Below are 13,538 nucleotides of genomic sequence, written 5' to 3'. Positions count from 1 at the left end.
CCGGCGCCCGGCGGGCGCACCGGGCCACGGAAGCGAAGGGGAACCGCCATGACCACCACGTCGGATTCCTGGGGGCACGCCGAACCGCTCGAGGCGCTGTCGGTCCGGCACGTCCTGTCCCTGGAGCGGGTCCTGGCCGGGGAACCGGAGGTGGTGGCCGGGGCGGCGCAACTGGACCGGCCCGTGCGCTGGGTGCACGTCGCCGAGGCCGCCGACGTCGGCGTGATGCTCAGCGGCGGGGAGATGGTGCTCACCACGGGCGTCCTGCTCGCCGGGGACGAGGGCAAGCAGACCGAGTACGTGCGGTCCCTGCACCGCGCCGAGGCGGCGGCCGTCGTCCTCGGCCTCGGGCGGGCGTTCCCCGCGCCGCCGGACGCGATGCGCCGGGCCGCCGAGCGGTGCGGGCTGCCCATGGTCGTCCTGCACCGCCCGTTCCCCTTCGCCGAGCTGACCGAGGAGGTGCAGTCCCGCCTGGTGCGGCGCAAGTTCGCCGCCGTCAGCCTGTCGGAGTCGGTGCGCACCGCCCTCACCCGGCTGATCACGTCCGGCGCCCCGCTGCAGCGCCTGCTCGACGAGGTCGCCCGGCACAGCGGCTGCCCCGTCGTCGTCACCAACCTCGCCCACCGGGTGCTGGCCACGGCGGGGGAGCGGCCGGCCGTCGACGACGTGCTGCGCGACTGGGAGCGCATCGCCCGTCAGGCCGGAGGCGGCGAGGGCGACGGCTGGATCCGCGCCGAGCTGGGCGGACGCGGGGAGCAGTGGGGCCGCATCACCCTGTGCGGCTACCGGGGCGACGCCGCCGGCGGGCGGCTGCTCGCCGACCGGGCCGCCGAGGCGCTCGTGCTGCACCGCATGCTCGGCGGCGGCTCCGCCCGCTCCTGGGAGGAGCAGTCCGCGCAGGGCCTGCTCACCGACCTGGTCTCCGGCGCCGTACCGGCCCGGCACCTGCTGCCGCGGGCGCGCGCGGCCGGGCTGCCCGTGAACCGCCGCACCTTCGTCCCGCTGGTGGTGAGCGACGGCGAACCCGTCCGGCTCGACCGGACGCTGCGCCTGCTGGGCCTGCCCGGGCTGGTCGCCGACCTCGGCGACGGGACCACCGCCGTCCTGCTCAGCCTCGCCCGCGACCAGGACGCCGACGCGCTGGCCGCGCACCTCGCGGCGCGGCTGCGCGGCGGGACGGACGAGCCGCGCCCCGTCGTCGCCGCGGCCGGGCCGCGCACCGCCTGGGACGACGTGCCGGCCGGGCTGCGCGAGGCGCGGCACGTCGCCGAGGCCGTGGCCGGCTCCGCCGCCGCACTCGACCTGCCGCCCGTGGTCCGGCTGCGCGATGTCCACCTGCGCGGCCTGGTACGGCTGTTGCGCGACGACCCGCACGTGCAGTCCTTCGCCGAGCGCGAGTTGGACGGGCTGCTGCGGGCCGGCGACGACGACCTGCTGTCCGTGCTGCGCACCTACCTCGCGACCGGCCGCAACAAGTCCCGCACCGCCCAGCTCCACCACGTCTCCCGCCCCGCCCTGTACCGCCGCCTGGAGGCGATACGGGCCCGCCTCGGCGTCGACCTCGACGACTTCGAGCAGGCGGCCTCCGTCCACATCGCGCTCCTCGCCCACGACGCGCAACAGGGCCGCACCGCGCCCGTGCAACCGCACTGAAACACCGAACCACCTGGGAAAACGGCGGTGAAACATGGCCCCTCGCGAGCGTGACACGGTGGCATGCCGCACGGGTGCGGACGTGACACGCTGCACCTCAAGGACGGCCTCCCCGGTTCCTACGCTCCTTCAGCGAGCACACCGAGCGACCGGAGGTCCCGATGAGCAGAGTGATCCGCGCCGCCGTCTTCCAGACCGCGTGGACCGGCGACAAGGAGTCGATGATCGAGGTGCACGAGCAGGCCGTGCGCGACGCGGCCGCCCAGGGCGCCCAGGTGCTGTGCTTCCAGGAGCTGTTCTACGGGCCGTACTTCTGCCAGGTCCAGGACCCGGCCTTCTACGCGTACGCCGAACGCGTCCCCGACGGGCCGGTCGTGGAGCGCTTCCGGGCCCTCGCCCGGGAGCACGGCATCGTCCTGGTCCTGCCGGTGTACGAGGAGGAGCAGCCCGGCGTCCTCTACAACACGGCCGCCGTGATCGACGCGGACGGCTCCTACCTCGGCAAGTACCGCAAGCACCACATCCCGCAGGTGCGCGGCTTCTGGGAGAAGTTCTACTTCAAGCCCGGCAACGCCGGCTGGCCCGTCTTCGACACCGCCGTCGGCAAGGTCGGCGTCTACATCTGCTACGACCGCCACTTCCCCGAGGGCTGGCGGGCGTTGGGCCTCGCGGGCGCCGAGATCGTGTTCAACCCGTCGGCCACCTCGCGCGGACTGTCCCGCTACCTGTGGCAGCTCGAGCAGCCGGCTGCGGCCGCCGCCAACGAGTACTTCGTCGGCGCGATCAACCGGGTCGGCGTGGAGGACCTCGGCGACAACGACTTCTACGGCACGAGCTACTTCGTCGACCCGGAGGCCCAGTTCGTCGGCGAGGTGGCCGGCGACAAGGAGAGCGAACTCGTCGTGCGCGACCTGGACCTGGCCAAGCTGCGCGAGGTGCGCGACCGCTGGCAGTTCTACCGGGACCGCCGCCCGGAGGCGTACGAGCCGCTGACCGGGCCGTAACCGGGCACGACGGCGCCCACCGCCCGGGGCACCCGGCGGGGAGTGCTCCGCACCCCTCACCGCGCCCCCGGCGGGCCGGGCGCCCCCGGGGACGCGGGCCCCCGCGCCCTCGTCCACCCCCTCGCCCCCGCGTCCTGCCGACCCCGACCCAGCGGAGCGTCCCGCATGAGCAGCCGTACCGTGATCCGCGGTGGCCTCGTCGTCACCGCGTCCGACGAGATCCACGCCGACGTCCTGATCGAGGACGGCCGTGTCGCCGCCCTCGCCGCCTCCGGCACCCCGGCCGCCGCGGCCTGGGCCGGCGACCGCGTCCTCGACGCCACCGGGAAGTACGTGATCCCGGGCGGAGTCGACGTCCACACCCACATGGAGCTGCCGTTCGGCGGCACTTTCGCCTCCGACACCTTCGAGACCGGCACCCGGGCCGCCGCCTGGGGCGGCACCACCACGATCGTCGACTTCGCCGTGCAGAGCGTCGGCCGCTCCCTGCGCGAGGGCCTGGACGCCTGGCACGCCAAGGCGGAGGGCAACTGCGCGATCGACTACGGCTTCCACATGATCGTCTCCGACGTCAACGACGAGACGCTGAAGGAGATGGACCTCCTCGTCGAGGAGGGCGTGACCAGCTTCAAGCAGTTCATGGCCTACCCGGGCGTCTTCTACTCCGACGACGGCCAGATCCTGCGCGCCATGCAGCGCTCCGCCGACAACGGCGGCCTGATCATGATGCACGCCGAGAACGGCATCGCCATCGACGTGCTCGTCGAGCAGGCCCTGGCCCGCGGCGAGACCGACCCCCGCTACCACGGCGAGGTCCGCAAGGCCCTGCTGGAGGCCGAGGCGACCCACCGCGCCATCCGGCTCGCCCAGGTCGCGGGCGCCCCCCTCTACGTCGTGCACGTCTCGGCCATGGAGGCGGTCGCCGAGCTGGCGCGCGCCCGCGACGAGGGGCTGAACGTCTTCGGCGAGACCTGCCCGCAGTACCTGTTCCTGTCGACCGACAACCTCGCCGAACCGGACTTCGAAGGCGCCAAGTACGTGTGCTCCACGCCGCTGCGCCCCAGGGAGCACCAGGCCCGGTTGTGGCGGGGCCTGCGCACCAACGACCTCCAGGTGGTCTCCACCGACCACTGCCCCTTCTGCTTCGTCGGCCAGAAGGAGCTGGGCCGCGGCGACTTCTCCAAGATCCCCAACGGCCTGCCGGGCGTGGAGAACCGCATGGACCTGCTCCACCAGGCCGTCGTCGACGGGCACATCTCCCGGCGCCGGTGGATCGAGATCGCCTGCGCCACCCCGGCCCGCATGTTCGGCCTCTACCCGAAGAAGGGCACCCTCGCCCCGGGCGCGGACGCCGACGTCGTGATCTACGACCCGCACGCCGAGCAGGTGCTGTCCGCCGAGACGCACCACATGAACGTCGACTACTCGGCGTACGAGGGCCGGCGCGTCACCGGCCGCGTCGAGACCGTCCTGTCGCGCGGCGAACCCGTCATCGACCGGCGGGAGTTCACCGGACGCGCCGGCCACGGCGCCTACACCCCGCGTTCGACCTGTCAGTACCTCACCTAGGAGCGGCGCCCATGGACTTCGGACTCGTCCTGCAGACCGACCCGCCCGCGTCGAGGGTCGTCGACCTCATGAAGCGGGCGGAACGCAACGGCTTCACGTACGGCTGGACCTTCGACTCCGCCGTGCTCTGGCAGGAGCCGTTCGTCATCTACAGCCAGATCCTCGCGCAGACCGAGCGGCTGACGGTCGGCCCGATGGTGACCAACCCGGGCACGCGCACCTGGGAGGTCACCGCCTCCACCTTCGCCACCCTGAACGACATGTTCGGCAACCGCACGGTGTGCGGCATCGGCCGCGGCGACTCCGCGATGCGCGTCGCGGGCCGCAAGCCCAACACCCTGGCCCGCATCAGCGAGGCCATGAAGGTCATCCGCGCCCTCGGCCGGGGCGAGGAGGCCGACCTCGGCGGCGGCACGCTCGTGCGGTTCCCGTGGATCAAGCCGGACGCCCGGCTGCCCGTGTGGATGGCGGCGTACGGCCCGAAGGCGCTGAAGATGACCGGTGAGGAGGCGGACGGGTTCATCCTCCAGCTCGCGGACCTCTACCTCACCGAGTACATGGTGAAGGCCGTCAGGGACGCCGCCGCGGCGGCCGGACGCGACCCGTCCGAGGTCACCGTGTGCGTCGCCGCCCCCGCCTACGTCACCGCGGACGACTCGCCCGAGGCGCTGGCCCACGCCCGGGAGCAGTGCCGCTGGTTCGGCGGGATGGTCGGCAACCACGTCGCCGACCTGGTCGCCCGGTACGGTGAGCACTCGGCGGCGGTCCCCGACGAACTCACCGACTACACCAAGGCCCGGCAGGGCTACGACTACGCCCACCACGGCCGCAGCGGCAACCCGGACACCCGGTTCGTGCCCGACGAGATCGTCGACCGGTTCTGCCTGATCGGCCCCGTCGACCGGCACGTCGAGAAGCTGAGGGCCCTGCACGACCTGGGCGTCGACCAGTTCGCCGTCTACGACATGCACGACGCCCAGGAGGCGGTCATCGACGCCTACGGCGCCGAGGTGATCCCGGCCCTCCACGCCTGACGCGCCGTCACCTGCCGCTCGTACCCCCACTGTTGGTCTCCCCTTCCCGCCCCGTGACGGGAAGGGGGCACAGGGCGCTCCCCACGCGCGCACCCCCTCTCGCCCGCACCGGCCTCTCCCGTCCCGCCTCCTGATTGGCCTGCCCATGACCGACACCGCTCCCACGGCGATACCGCCGTCCGCACAGGTCACCCTCCCCGACGGCCGGGTGGAGCTCGCCCCCGGCACCCCGCCGCCCAGCGGCCCCTACGCCAACGAGGACCTGCTCCCCGTCCCCGTCGAGAAGCGCACCTGGACCACGTACAACTTCTCCGCGCTGTGGGTCGGCATGGCCCACAACACGGCCTCCTGGACGCTCGCCTCCGGGCTCATCGCGGTCGGCATGGACTGGAAGCAGGCGGTGCTCACCATCGCCCTCGCCAACGTGATCGTCCTGGTGCCGATGCTGCTCACCGGCCACGCCGGACCCAAGTACGGCATCCCCTTCCCGGTGTTCGCCCGGGCCTCCTTCGGGGTGCGCGGCGCCAACCTGCCCGCCGTGGTACGGGCGTTGGTGGCGTGCGGCTGGTTCGGCATCCAGACCTGGATCGGCGGCGAGGCGATCTTCTTCCTCGCCGGCAAGCTGATCGGCGACAGTTGGGCCGACGCGGGGCGGATCGGTGGCTACGCGTGGACGATGTGGCTGTCGTTCGCGCTCTTCTGGGCCCTGCAGGTGGCCATCATCTACCGGGGCATGGAGACGATCCGCCGCTTCGAGAACTGGGCGGCGCCCTTCGTCCTGGTCGGCGCGTTCGTCATGCTGTGGTGGATGAGCGCCAAGGCCGGCGGGGTCGGCCCGCTCTTCGACCAGCCCTCCCGGCTCGGCTGGGGCGGCGACTTCTGGAAGCTGTTCTGGCCGTCGCTGATGGGCATGATCGGCTTCTGGTCGACGCTCTCGCTGAACATCCCCGACTTCACCCGCTACGGCCGGAGCCAGCGGGCGCAGACCCGCGGCCAGGCGCTCGGCCTGCCGACCACGATGACGCTGTTCGCCTTCCTGTCGGTCCTCGTCACGTCCGGCTCCCAGGCCGTCTACGGCGAACCCGTCTGGGACCCGGTGCAACTGGCCGCCAAGACCGACAACGTGGTGGGCCTGCTGTACGCGCTGGTGACCGTCCTGGTGGCGACGCTCTCCGTGAACATCGCGGCCAACCTGGTCTCCCCGGCCTTCGACTTCTCCAACGTCGCGCCCCGCAGGGTCAGTTTCCGCGCCGGCGCCCTCGTCACCTCCGTGCTCGCGGTGCTGATCTTCCCGTGGAAGCTGTACTCCGACCCGCAGGGCTACATCTTCACCTGGCTCGGCCTGGTCGGCGGCCTGCTCGGCACCGTCGCCGGCATCCTCATCGCCGACTACTGGGTGCTGCGCCGGGCCCGCCTGGACCTGGTCGACCTGTACCGCGCCGGCGGCCGCTACTGGTACGCGGGCGGCTGGAACTGGCGGGCCGTCGCCGCCTTCGTGGTCGGCGGCGTCCTCGCGATCGGCGGCGCCGGCTTCAAGCCGCTGATCGACGGCCGCCCCGTCCCGGCCCTCGCACCGCTCGCCGACTACGGCTGGGCGGTGGGCCTGGGCACGTCGATGGTCCTGTACCTGCTCCTGATGCTGCCGCGCGCGTCCCGGGAGCGAGAGCCGGCGCCGACGGACGCGCGGGACGTCAGGGACGCGCCGTAGCGGTCTCAGCTGGCGGCGGGCGGCGCGCTGCTGCCCGCCGCCGCGCCCGCGCCGCTCCTGAGCGCGGCCACGGCGTCCTTCGCCGCCCTGATCGCGCCCTTGTTGATCTCGTCCGTGCTCGGCGCCTTCTTCGACTCGAAGTCGCTGCCGTTGTACGTGATGACGACCAGCGCGTTGGCCGCGCGCACGATCACCACGCCCTCCCGGGTCTGCTGCCTGTCCTCGGTCGTCAGGTTCACCACCGAGTACGCCTCGTCCCCGAGGCCCGGCACGGCCCCGCCGCCGCTCTTCTCGGCGGTGCGGTCCCGGTAGGAGCCGGCCGCCGCGTCGTCCGAGTCCATGATCTCGAAGGAGACGTCCAGCCAGCGGTAGTCGTACCCCTTGAGCGCGTTCCACGAGCAGGTGCGGCGCAGGTCGGTGTCGGTGGACGGTATCTCCTTGCCGGCCGTCTTCGCGCCCGGCACCAGCGCCGACACCGTCTTCACCGCGACGCTGCCGCAGGGCGGGGGAGCCGCGGTGTACGTCTTCGGCGCGGCCGTGGAGGAGGGCGCGGACGACGACTGCGCCTGCGGTCTGCCCGCGTCCCGGACCCCGGTGTCCTTCGCCGGGGCGAGCGGCCCCGAGGACAGGGCCCAGCCCATGCAGGCGAGTACGGCCACCGGTGACAGGCGCGCGGTCAGGGCGAGCGGCAGGGGGAGAGAACGCACGGCGCACTTCTTCGTGGGGGAGGGTGCGGAGGCAGTCCACACTGCGGACAGGTGGACGCCAGTGAAGCACGACTCCCCGAGGCGCGGAAGGGTCACCTCGCTCCGTGCCCGGGCGGTCACAACGCCCCCACTCCGGGCGGAGGTTCTGTCCGGTTATGTCCCACCGTCCGAGGTGGCCGTTGCGTCGCCTCCCGAAACGCAGGTGCGGACGGTCGCCACCGGCGCCTACCATTCCGGCCGTGCCGTGACCCTTCCGGCCCTTCCGCCCGCCCCCAGGAGAGAGCAACTGACACCGCATTCCCTCGCCTTCTACGTGGACGTGGTCACGTCGGGAACGGTGCTCGGCGTCCGGCCGACGGACCGTCCCGACCAGGTCAGCGCCGTTCTGGGCGCCGACTTCGCCGAGAACTCCCTCAGTGACCACAGCATGTGGCGCGACTACGGCCTGGTCGAGTTCGCCTGGGTCCGACAGACGCCGGACCACCCGTGGGAGGGCCATCACTTCACCGTGCAGGTGCACCGGCTCGCCCACAGGGACGGCAGCATCGTCGGTGAGGCGATCCGCGAGCGGTACGGCCGCTTCGACCGTCACCTCCCCTTCGACAAACTGCGGCGGCTGCTGGCACACCGCGGCGTGTCCCTGGAGGACGTCCCGGACGCCAACGCCCCCGCCTTCAGCCTGCACTGGCAGCCCGCCTCCCAGGTGTCCGTCATGACCCTCCGGGAACGAGAGCGGGCACGCACCCGGCGGCACGGCGCCACGCTCGTCGGTGACGTGTGGAAGATCTCCTCATCCGTGACCCCCGAGCAGGTGGCCTGGAACAGGGCGCGCCACGGGGGTCCCCGCGGCACCCCGGGACGGACGTGACGGTTCTCCTGACCGGACGGCGCGGCCCAGGGCCGATTCGACCCGGTCCACCGCGAGGAACGCCCCGAGGGCCACGAGGCGCACCAGGCAGTCGTCGGTGTGGTCCGGCCGCCGCCAGGCCGCCACGTCCTCGTCCGTGATCCGGTACGGCGCGAGGGCCGCCAGCAGCACGAGGCGCGCCCCCGGCCGCTCCCGCCGGCCCGGGAACCCGGGCAGGGCGAGCGGCGGGTGCGACCCGTCCCAGTCGACCAGGGTCTCCTCCACGAGGTCCTGGTCGTCGGTGTCCAGCAGATCCGCCCCCGCCATGGCCGTCCGCAGCAGCGCCGCGTACGCCGACCCGACGGGTGTGCCGCCCGCCCACGCGGGGGCCTCACCGGGGTCGGGCCGGTCGAGCAGCGTCAGGGCGTCGCCCGGCGGGGCGCTGCGGCGCACGGTCCGCGCCAGCGCCCGGCCGGCGAGGCTGCGCACCGCCCGCAGCCGCTGGGCCCGGCCCGGCAGCAGGTCCTCGCCGACCAGGGCGGAGACGACGCGGTTGATGAAGTGGAAGGCGAGCGCCGTGCCGACGTACCCGGGCAGGTGTGCGCGCGGGAAGGGGTACGGCCCGTCGTCGAGGGCGCCGGGCACCCGGGACCGCTCGCCCCACTCCAGCACGCGCGCGTGCGCCTCGTCGGCGGGGCGTTCCCCGCGGGCCAGGCGTTCGGCGAGGGCGTGGTCGCCGGTCGCGTGCAGCAGCACGGTGTGCGCGTCGACGCAGAACGGGCACCGGTTGGCGCGGGACACCCCGAGCGCCACCAGTTCCTTGCCCGTGCGGTCCCCGGGGCCGGCGATCAGCGACTCGCGCATCAACGCCCAGGTCGCGGCGAGCAGTTCGGGGACGGGGGACAGGACGACGAAGGTGTCCGGGGCCCGCAGGCCGAAGTCGCGGGCCAGTTGCCCGTACACCCCGGCGACGCGGCCGGTGGCCGCCCGGGGAGAGGGGGATGCGGTGAAACGGAAGCGTGTGGACATGGACCGCAGCCTGCGCCCCGGAGGCGGCCCGGGTCGTCGTACGGCCGGAGTGGATCGGCGCTCCTGCGCGGGAGCCGGAGCCGGCGCCGGCTACTTCCCCGGGAGTAGTCCGGGAGCCGTCCCCAGGGCGGACGCCGCCGTCGGCGACGGCCCCTAGGGTGGGCACCATGGGAGGGCTCGGGGCGAAGAGGTTGCCGGACAGGGTGAGGGAGCGGATCACCGACGCGTCCCTCGCCGTCGTGGTGGGCGCGCTGACCATCGGTGTCGCCGCGAGCGACCCCGGCACCACGGCCCTCGACGTCGTCCTGCTCGCCGTCGCCTGCGCCGCGCTGGCCCGCTACCGGACCGCCCCGCGCGCCGTGCTGGCCGTCACCACCGCCGCCGGCACGGCCCACGTGCTGCACGCCCACCCCGGCCCCCTGGCCGCCCTGCCCGTCCTGGGCGCCGTGCACACCGCGGCCCGCGCCGGGCACCGGCGTCCGGGGGCCCTCGCGGGCGCGGTGTACCTCGCGGGGTGCGTCGCGACCGGCCCCGGCACGCACACGGTGCTGGAGCGCACCGCGCTGCTCGCCGGCTGGTTCCTGTGCGCCGTCGTGACCGGCCTCGCCGACCGCAACTGGCAGGCCTACCTCCGCCAGACCGAACAGCGCGCCCTGGAGGCCGAACGCACCCGTGAGGAGGCCGCGCTGCGCCGCGCCGGGGAGGAACGGCTGCGCATCGCCCGCGAGTTGCACGACTCGCTCACCCACAGCATCTCCATCGTCAAGCTCCAGGCCGGGGTCGCCGTGCACCTGGCCCGCAAACGCGGCGACGAGGTGCCCGCCCCGCTGCTCGCCATCCAGGAGGCCAGCGGTGAGGCGATGCGCGAACTGCGCGCCACCCTGGAGGTGTTGCGCACCGACGAGCCGAGCGGGACGCCCGCGCTGCTCGTGGAGCGCGCCCGCGCCGCCGGACTCGCCGCCGCGCTGACCGTGACCGGCAGGCAGCGCCCCCTGCACGCGACCGTGGAGCGGGCCGCGTACCGGATCGTCCAGGAGGCGCTGACCAACGCCGCCCGCCACGCCGGGCCCGCCCAGGTCGCCGTGCACCTCGCCTACCACGACGACCGGTTGACGGTCCGCGTCGAGGACGACGGCGTCGCCGACCCGGACCGCCCGCCGGTCCCCGGGATCGGCCTGACCGGCATGCGCGAGCGCGTCACGGCCCTCGGCGGCACCCTGGAGGCCGCGCCCCGCCCGGGCGGCGGCTTCCGCGTGCACGCCGAACTGCCCCTGGACGGCGCGGAGCACGGAGCGCCGCACGACCGGGCTCCCGCGCCGGCCGAGGTACCGCGGTGATCAGGGTCGCCCTCGTCGACGACCAGGCGCTGATGCGCGCCGGCTTCCGCGCCCTGCTGGACGCCGAGGACGGCGTCGAGGTGGTCGGCGAGGCCGCCGACGGGCGGGCCGGCCTGGAGCTGGTCCGCGCCGAGGTGCCCGACGTCGCGCTGATCGACGTGCAGATGCCGGTGATGACGGGCATCGAGACGACCCGCCGGATCGCCGCCGACCCCGCCCTGACCGGCGTGCGGGTCGTCATCCTCACCAACTACGGCCTCGACGCCTACGTCTTCGACGCGCTGCGCGCGGGCGCCAGCGGTTTCCTGCTGAAGGACACCGAGCCGGCCGACCTGCTCCAGGCGATCGAGGTCGTCGCGCGCGGCGAGGCCCTGCTGTCCCCGGCGGTCACCCGCACCCTCATCGGGGAGTTCGTCTCCCGGCCCCCCGACCGCGCCGACGCCCCCGGCCTGGAGTGCCTCACCCGCCGCGAACGCGAGGTGACCGCGCTGGCCGCGCGCGGCCTGACCAACGAGGAGATCGCCGCCCACATGGTCATCAGCCCCCTGACGGCCAGACCCACATCAGCCGCGCCATGACCAAGCTGGGTGCCCGCGACCGCGCCCAACTGGTCGTCTTCGCCTACGAGTCGGGACTGGTCACGGCCCGGGGCCGGGCCGGCACCTGAGACCCGGCGGGCGCGGCGGGGCCGGGTAGCCTGACCGGCGACCGGTCCGGCCGACGCACGACCACAGCGAGGTGACAGCCCCGTGTTCACCACCCGCCCCACGCTCCAGGGCACCCACGGCATGGTCTCCTCCACGCACTGGCTGGCCTCCCAGTCGGCGATGGCCGTGCTGGAGGACGGCGGCAACGCCTACGACGCCGTGGTGGCCGGCGCGTTCGTGCTGCACGTCGTCGAACCGCACCTCAACGGCCCGGCCGGGGAGGTGCCGATCCTGCTCGCCCCCGCGGGCGGCGAGGTGCGGGTGCTGTGCGGGCAGGGCGTCGCACCGGCCGGCGCGAGCGTCGCCCACTACCGCGGCCTGGGCCTCGACCTGGTGCCCGGCACCGGGCCGCTCGCCGCCGCCGTGCCGGGCGCCTTCGACGCCTGGATGATCCTGCTGCGCGACCACGGCACCCGCTCCCTGGACGACGTCCTGAAGTACGCCGTCGGGTACGCCGAGCACGGCCACGCGCCCGTGGAGAACGTCGCCGCCACCGTCGAGACCGTCCGCGAGCTGTTCGAGACCGAGTGGACGTCGTCCGCCGAGCTGTACCTGCCCGGCGGACGGGCGCCCCGGCCCGGACGTCTGCTGCGCAACCCCGCCCTCGCCGCCACCTGGCGCAGACTGCTCGCCGAGACCGCGGGCGCCGGTGACCGCGAGGCGCGCATCGAGGCCGCGCGGGAGGTGTGGCGGTCCGGGTTCATCGCCGAGGCGCTGGTCCGCCAGGCCGCACGGCCCACCCTGGACACCAGCGGCGCCCGCCACACCGGCACGCTCACCGCCGACGACCTCGCCGGCTGGTCCGCCACCTACGAGACGCCCGCGACGTACGACTGGAACGGCTGGACCGTGTGCAAGGCGGGGCCCTGGAGCCAGGGCCCGGCCCTCCTGCAGCAACTGGCGCTGCTGCCGGCCGAACTGCCCGAGCCCGGCACCGCGGACCACGTCCACCTGCTGGTCGAGGGCTGCAAGCTCGCCATGGCCGACCGGGAGGCCTGGTACGGCGACGCGGCGCCGGTGCCGCTGGCCGAGCTGCTGTCGCCGGAGTACAACGCCGGGCGGCGGGCCCTCGTCGGCGCCGGGGCGTCGCTGGAGCTGCGGCCCGGCAGCCCCGGCGGGCGGACGCCCCGGCTGAGCGCGCACGCGCACGTGGTGACCGCCGACGAGCCCGGCTTCAGCCCCATGGGCGCCGGGGAGCCCACGGTCGGCCGCGACGGGCGCGCCGCGGGGGACACCTGCCACATCGACGTCGTCGACCGTTGGGGCAACATGGTCGCCGCCACGCCCAGCGGCGGCTGGCTCCAGTCCAACCCCGTCGTGCCCGAACTGGGCTTCCCGCTCGGCACCCGGCTGCAGATGACCTGGCTGGAGGACGGCCTGCCGAACTCCCTCACCCCGCGCCGCCGTCCCCGCACCACCCTCACGCCCTCGATCGCCCTGCGCGACGGGGTGCCGGTGCTGGCCTTCGGCACGCCCGGCGGCGACCAGCAGGACCAGTGGCAGCTCCACTTCTTCCTGGAGGTCGCCCGGCGCGGGCCCGTGCGCGGGGGGCTCGACCTCCAGGGTGCGATCGACGCGCCGAACTGGCACACCGACGGCTTCCCCGGCTCGTTCTACCCGCGCGGGATGCGGCCCGGCAGCGTCACCGTCGAGTCCCGCACGCCCGCCGCCGTCGTCGAGGAGCTGCGGCGGCGCGGCCACCGGGTGACCGTCGGGCCCGCCTGGTCCGAGGGCCGCCTGTGCGCGGTCGCCCGGGACCCGGAGACCGGTGTCCTGTCGGCGGCGGCGAACCCGCGGGGCATGCAGGGGTACGCGGTGGGCCGCTGAGCACCGTCGGCGGACGCCGGTGCCCCGTGCGGGCCGGTACGCTGCGACGACGCGAATTCATGCCCTTTCCACCCGGTGTACACGGGCCCGGCGGGGATTGTCAGTGGGCCGTGTTC

Annotated in this window: 10 protein-coding genes and 1 pseudogene; 9 read left to right on the top strand and 2 right to left on the bottom strand. The window is 74.3% G+C overall.

Features of this window, described 5'->3' with window-relative positions; all coding sequences use genetic code 11:
• The first annotated feature begins 48 nt into the window (after positions 1–48).
• The 5 genes from E4U92_RS05380 to E4U92_RS05360 all read left to right on the top strand — a co-directional run bounded on the left by E4U92_RS05380 (position 49) and on the right by E4U92_RS05360 (position 6,968).
• Positions 49–1,653: a PucR family transcriptional regulator gene (locus E4U92_RS05380; RefSeq protein WP_137299085.1), complete on the top strand. Its 1,605-nt coding sequence runs from the start codon at positions 49–51 to the stop codon at positions 1,651–1,653.
• Between the two features lie 161 nt (positions 1,654–1,814).
• Entirely contained in the window at positions 1,815–2,657 is an 843-nt protein-coding gene (locus E4U92_RS05375; protein ID WP_137299084.1) for a nitrilase-related carbon-nitrogen hydrolase, read from the top strand.
• A gap of 165 nt (positions 2,658–2,822) precedes the next feature.
• Complete coding sequence (hydA, locus tag E4U92_RS05370) at positions 2,823–4,226, top strand: dihydropyrimidinase (protein WP_137299083.1); 1,404 nt, start codon at positions 2,823–2,825, stop codon at positions 4,224–4,226.
• 11 nt (positions 4,227–4,237) lie between these two features.
• Positions 4,238–5,260 carry a TIGR03842 family LLM class F420-dependent oxidoreductase gene (locus E4U92_RS05365; protein WP_137299082.1) on the top strand — a complete coding sequence of 341 codons (1,023 nt, stop codon included), beginning with the start codon at positions 4,238–4,240 and terminating at the stop codon, positions 5,258–5,260.
• A 145-nt stretch (positions 5,261–5,405) separates the two neighbouring features.
• Positions 5,406–6,968 carry an NCS1 family nucleobase:cation symporter-1 gene (locus E4U92_RS05360; RefSeq protein ID WP_168725035.1) on the top strand — a complete coding sequence of 521 codons (1,563 nt, stop codon included), beginning with the start codon at positions 5,406–5,408 and terminating at the stop codon, positions 6,966–6,968.
• Between the two features lie 5 nt (positions 6,969–6,973).
• Here the strand turns inward: E4U92_RS05360 and E4U92_RS05355 are convergent, their stop codons facing one another.
• Entirely contained in the window at positions 6,974–7,675 is a 702-nt protein-coding gene (locus tag E4U92_RS05355; protein WP_137299080.1) for a hypothetical protein, read from the bottom strand.
• A 313-nt stretch (positions 7,676–7,988) separates the two neighbouring features.
• On the opposite strand from E4U92_RS05355, the gene E4U92_RS05350 reads away from it, so the two are divergent.
• Positions 7,989–8,543 carry a hypothetical protein gene (locus E4U92_RS05350; protein WP_338326442.1) on the top strand — a complete coding sequence of 185 codons (555 nt, stop codon included), beginning with the start codon at positions 7,989–7,991 and terminating at the stop codon, positions 8,541–8,543.
• Here the strand turns inward: E4U92_RS05350 and E4U92_RS05345 are convergent.
• Positions 8,466–9,551, bottom strand: a complete 1,086-nt coding sequence (locus E4U92_RS05345; RefSeq protein WP_137299079.1) for a carboxymuconolactone decarboxylase family protein — start codon at positions 9,549–9,551, stop codon at positions 8,466–8,468. The two genes, E4U92_RS05350 and E4U92_RS05345, sit on opposite strands and share 78 nt — an antisense overlap.
• Before the next feature lie 203 nt (positions 9,552–9,754).
• On the opposite strand from E4U92_RS05345, the gene E4U92_RS05340 reads away from it, so the two are divergent.
• The 3 genes and pseudogenes from E4U92_RS05340 to E4U92_RS05330 all read left to right on the top strand — a co-directional run bounded on the left by E4U92_RS05340 (position 9,755) and on the right by E4U92_RS05330 (position 13,422).
• On the top strand, positions 9,755–10,888 hold the full coding sequence (locus tag E4U92_RS05340) for a sensor histidine kinase (protein ID WP_229861976.1): 1,134 nt from the start codon (positions 9,755–9,757) through the stop codon (positions 10,886–10,888).
• Positions 10,885–11,555: pseudogene (locus E4U92_RS05335) on the top strand (response regulator). Before E4U92_RS05340 ends, E4U92_RS05335 begins: the two are co-directional and overlap by 4 nt.
• 82 nt (positions 11,556–11,637) lie before the next feature.
• A complete protein-coding gene (locus E4U92_RS05330; RefSeq protein ID WP_137299077.1) occupies positions 11,638–13,422 on the top strand; it encodes a gamma-glutamyltransferase family protein in 1,785 nt (594 codons plus the stop codon).
• Positions 13,423–13,538: the final 116 nt, after the last annotated feature.

Origin of the sequence: Streptomyces galbus (assembly GCF_005280195.1) — a bacterium.
Taxonomy (GTDB): domain Bacteria; phylum Actinomycetota; class Actinomycetes; order Streptomycetales; family Streptomycetaceae; genus Streptomyces; species Streptomyces galbus.
The sequence above is the reverse complement of the archived record's forward strand: the minus strand, read 5'-3'. Positions and strand labels throughout refer to the sequence as shown.

Coding starts and splice junctions, on each gene's coding strand:
- E4U92_RS05380 (WP_137299085.1), top strand. CDS start 49: ATGACCACCACGTCGGATTCCTGGGGGCACGCCGAACCGCTCGAGGCG.
- E4U92_RS05375 (WP_137299084.1), top strand. CDS start 1,815: ATGAGCAGAGTGATCCGCGCCGCCGTCTTCCAGACCGCGTGGACCGGC.
- hydA (WP_137299083.1), top strand. CDS start 2,823: ATGAGCAGCCGTACCGTGATCCGCGGTGGCCTCGTCGTCACCGCGTCC.
- E4U92_RS05365 (WP_137299082.1), top strand. CDS start 4,238: ATGGACTTCGGACTCGTCCTGCAGACCGACCCGCCCGCGTCGAGGGTC.
- E4U92_RS05360 (WP_168725035.1), top strand. CDS start 5,406: ATGACCGACACCGCTCCCACGGCGATACCGCCGTCCGCACAGGTCACC.
- E4U92_RS05345 (WP_137299079.1), bottom strand. CDS start 9,551: ATGTCCACACGCTTCCGTTTCACCGCATCCCCCTCTCCCCGGGCGGCC.